Annotated in this window: 6 protein-coding genes; 5 read left to right on the forward strand and 1 reads right to left on the reverse strand. The window is 70.9% G+C overall.

What is annotated here, in order from left to right; translation table 11 throughout:
- The 5 genes from STRTUCAR8_RS17310 to STRTUCAR8_RS17330 all read left to right on the forward strand — a co-directional run.
- Positions 1-311 (forward strand): dihydropteroate synthase (locus STRTUCAR8_RS17310; RefSeq protein ID WP_006377111.1); only part of this gene is annotated, 311 nt, incomplete at its 5' end.
- Positions 308-820: a nuclear transport factor 2 family protein gene (locus STRTUCAR8_RS17315; RefSeq protein WP_006377107.1), complete on the forward strand. Its 513-nt coding sequence runs from the start codon at positions 308-310 to the stop codon at positions 818-820. The genes STRTUCAR8_RS17310 and STRTUCAR8_RS17315, both read left to right, overlap by 4 nt.
- 225 nt (positions 821-1,045) lie before the next feature.
- Positions 1,046-1,405: a dihydroneopterin aldolase gene (folB, locus tag STRTUCAR8_RS17320; protein WP_044472364.1), complete on the forward strand. Its 360-nt coding sequence runs from the start codon at positions 1,046-1,048 to the stop codon at positions 1,403-1,405.
- Positions 1,402-2,013: a 2-amino-4-hydroxy-6-hydroxymethyldihydropteridine diphosphokinase gene (folK, locus tag STRTUCAR8_RS17325; protein WP_006377110.1), complete on the forward strand. Its 612-nt coding sequence runs from the start codon at positions 1,402-1,404 to the stop codon at positions 2,011-2,013. The genes folB and folK overlap by 4 nt, the downstream gene beginning before the upstream one ends.
- Positions 2,014-2,072: 59 nt before the next feature.
- Positions 2,073-2,564 carry a DUF3180 domain-containing protein gene (locus tag STRTUCAR8_RS17330; RefSeq protein ID WP_006377113.1) on the forward strand — a complete coding sequence of 164 codons (492 nt, stop codon included), beginning with the start codon at positions 2,073-2,075 and terminating at the stop codon, positions 2,562-2,564.
- Positions 2,565-2,600: 36 nt separating this feature from the next.
- Here the strand turns inward: STRTUCAR8_RS17330 and folE are convergent, their stop codons facing one another.
- Positions 2,601-3,206, reverse strand: coding sequence for a GTP cyclohydrolase I FolE (folE, locus tag STRTUCAR8_RS17335; protein ID WP_006377109.1), 606 nt, complete (start codon positions 3,204-3,206; stop codon positions 2,601-2,603).
- Positions 3,207-3,285: the final 79 nt, after the last annotated feature.

The following is a 3,285-nucleotide window of genomic DNA, read 5'->3' on the forward strand; positions in this document are numbered from 1 at the left end:
AGGGCGCCGATCACGACCTGGCCCTCCTGGCCCACCTCGACCGGCTGCACGGCCTGGGCCACCCCCTGCTCGTCGCCGCGTCCCGGAAACGGTTCGTGGGCCGCGTACTGGCCGGCCCCGAGGGTGCCCCGCCGCCGGCGCGGGAGCGCGACGCCGCCACCGCCGCCGTCTCCGCGCTCGCCGCCCACCAGGGCGCCTGGGCGGTCCGCGTCCACGAGGTCCGCGCCACCGCCGACGCCGTACGGGTCGCCCGCGCGGTCGAGGAGGCCCGCGCCGCGGAAGCGGCCCGCGACGCCGAGGGCACCCGGTGAGCGCGCCCCACACCGACGTCGAGCAGGTCGAACTCGCCAACACCGCCTTCTACGAGGCACTGGAACAGGGCGACTTCGACGAGCTGTCCGCGCTCTGGCTGACCCCCGCCGACCTGGGCGTCGACGAGGAGTACCACGACCCGGCGGACACCGGCGTGATCTCCTGCGTGCACCCGGGCTGGCCGGTACTGACCGGACGCGGTGAGGTGCTCCGCTCCTACGCGCTGATCATGGCCAACACCGAGTACATCCAGTTCTTCCTGACCGACGTGCATGTCTCCGTCACCGGCGACACCGCCCTGGTGAACTGCACCGAGAACATCCTCAGCGGCGGTCCGGCCCCCGAGGACAGTGACGAGCTGGGTCCGCTGGTCGGCCAGCTGGTCGTCGCCACCAACGTGTTCCGCCGCACCCCCGTCGGCTGGAAACTCTGGGCGCACCACGCCTCCCCGGTCCTCGCCGAGAGCGACGACGAAGGGGCGGCCGAGGAGGACGACACACCCTCCTGAAACAGAACGTGGTTGGAATCACGAACACGGGGTAAGTGCGGCTACCAGCCCGTGAGCAGCCGTGTTCCCACGGGAAAACACTCGGTGAACCCTCCCGGTCATCACCTGGCGGGACCTCCCGTGGGGCGGGCACTGTCAGTGTCCGCGGGTAGATTCGAAATGGCTGCCGGGCCGATCGCACCCGGTCCGAAGCGGCCGCCAACGACGATTGCAGGAGTGATTCGCGTGGATCGTGTCGCGCTGCGCGGCCTCAGGGCCCGAGGACACCACGGGGTGTTCCCGGAGGAGCGGGAGAAGGGCCAGACCTTCGTCGTGGACCTCTCGCTCGGCCTGGACACCCGTCCGGCCGCGGCCGACGACGACCTGGCGAAGACCGTGCACTACGGCATCGTGGCGGAGGAGGTCGTGGCCGTCGTGGAGGGCGAGCCCGTCGACCTCATCGAGACGCTGGCCGAGCGCATCGCGCAGGTCTGTCTGAAGCACCAGGGGGTTCAGGAGGTCGAGGTGTGCGTCCACAAACCGGGCGCGCCGATCACGGTCCCCTTCGACGACGTGACCATCACCATCACCCGGAGCCGAGTATGACCGCCTCGTTCACCGAGAGTCACAGCGACCCGACCGTCCAGCCGGTGCCCGCCTCCGTGGTGCAGCAGGTGGACGCCGCCGACACCACCCTGCACAACCCGAAACGCGCCGTCATCTCCCTCGGCTCGAACCTCGGCAACCGCCTGGAGACCCTCCAGGGGGCCATCGACGCCCTGGAGGACACCCCGGGCGTCCGCATCAAGGCGGTCTCCCCCGTCTACGAGACGGAGCCGTGGGGCGTTCCGGCGGGCAGTCAGCCCTCGTACTTCAACGCGGTGGTCGTCCTGAAGACGACACTCCCGCCGTCCTCGCTCCTGGAGCGTGCCCACGCGGTCGAGGAGGCCTTCCACCGCGTCCGGGAAGAGCGCTGGGGCGCACGCACGATCGACGTCGACATCGTCGCGTACGCCGACGAGATCTCCGACGACCCGGTCCTCACCCTTCCGCACCCGCGCGCCCATGAGCGGGCCTTCGTCCTCGCTCCCTGGCACGACGTGGACCCTGAGGCCCAGCTGCCCGGCCGTGGCCCGGTGGCCACGCTCCTGGAGACCGTCGCCCTGGACGGTGTGGCGCCCCGCGCCGACCTGGAACTCCAGCTGCCGGAATAGCCGTTAAGGTCATGACGACCACAGCTCGGTGGTCCGGTACAGGGAGCTGAAGGGGCACCGTGAGAGAGCTGCGCGTCAAGATGCTGGCCGGCGTGTTCGTCGTGGCCGGGGTGCTCTCCTGGGCGGGCGCCCGGCTGTGGAACTCGGTGGGGACCCTTCCCAGCGTCCCGCTGGCCGCCCCCGTCGTCCTCGCCCTGATCGCCGTGGTCCTGCTGGCCACGGCCCTCTCGCTGCGCGCCCGGCTCAAGGCCCAGCGCGACCGGCGCCCCGGTGCCAAGGGTGTCGACCCCCTGATGGCCGCCCGCGCGGTCGTCTTCGGCCAGGCCAGCGCCCTGGTGGCCGCCCTGGTCGCCGGGATGTACGGCGGCACGGGCGCCTTCCTCCTGGAGTCCCTGGACATCCCCGCCCGTCGCGACCAGGCCTTCTACGCCGGCTTCTCGGTCCTGGCGGGCATCGCCGTCATAGCGGCGGCCTTCTTCCTGGAACGGGTCTGCAAACTCCCGGAGGACGACGACACCAACGCCGGCACGGGCACAGCACCGGCCTCGTAAGCGCCACCAGCCCCAGCGGGTACCCCGGACGAGGTGTCAGCGGGCCATGATCAGGCTCATCGCCTCGTTGCGGGTCGCCGGATCCCGCAGCTGCCCGCGCACCGCCGACGTGATGGTCTTGGCGCCCGGCTTCCGCACACCCCGCATCGACATGCACATGTGCTCGCACTCGACGACGACGATCACCCCGCGCGGCTCCAGGATCTTCATCAGGGAGTCGGCGACCTGCGTGGTGAGCCGTTCCTGCACCTGCGGTCGACGGGCGTAGACGTCCACGAGCCGGGCGAGCTTCGACAGCCCGGTGATCTTGCCGTCGACGGACGGGATGTAGCCGACGTGGGCGACCCCGACGAACGGCACCAGGTGATGCTCACAGCTGCTCAGGACCTCGATGTCCTTCACCAGCACCATCTCGTCGTGCCCCAGGTCGAACGTCGTCGTCAGCACGTCCTCGGGCCTCTGCCACAGCCCCGCGAATATCTCCCGGTACGCCCGCGCCACGCGCCCCGGTGTCTCCCTGAGGCCCTCACGGTCCGGGTCCTCGCCGACCGCGATCAGCAGTTCGCGTACGGCGCTCGCCGCCCGCTTCTCGTCGAACACGCCGATCGTGCCCTCGCCGTCCAGCGTCACGGGGTCGGTCATCTGGTGCCTCGTTCCTGTCCCTGTCACGCGTGTGGACCACGCGTCGCACGTGCGGACATACCGAAATGCCGCGCCCCCC

Origin of the sequence: Streptomyces turgidiscabies Car8, from assembly GCF_000331005.1 — a bacterium.
Lineage (GTDB): Bacteria > Actinomycetota > Actinomycetes > Streptomycetales > Streptomycetaceae > Streptomyces > Streptomyces turgidiscabies.

Bases quoted from the DNA above. Each gene is read 5' to 3' on its own strand.
- folK (WP_006377110.1), top strand. From the start codon at position 1,402: ATGACCGCCTCGTTCACCGAGAGTCACAGCGACCCGACCGTCCAGCCG.
- folE (WP_006377109.1), bottom strand. From the start codon at position 3,206: ATGACCGACCCCGTGACGCTGGACGGCGAGGGCACGATCGGCGTGTTC.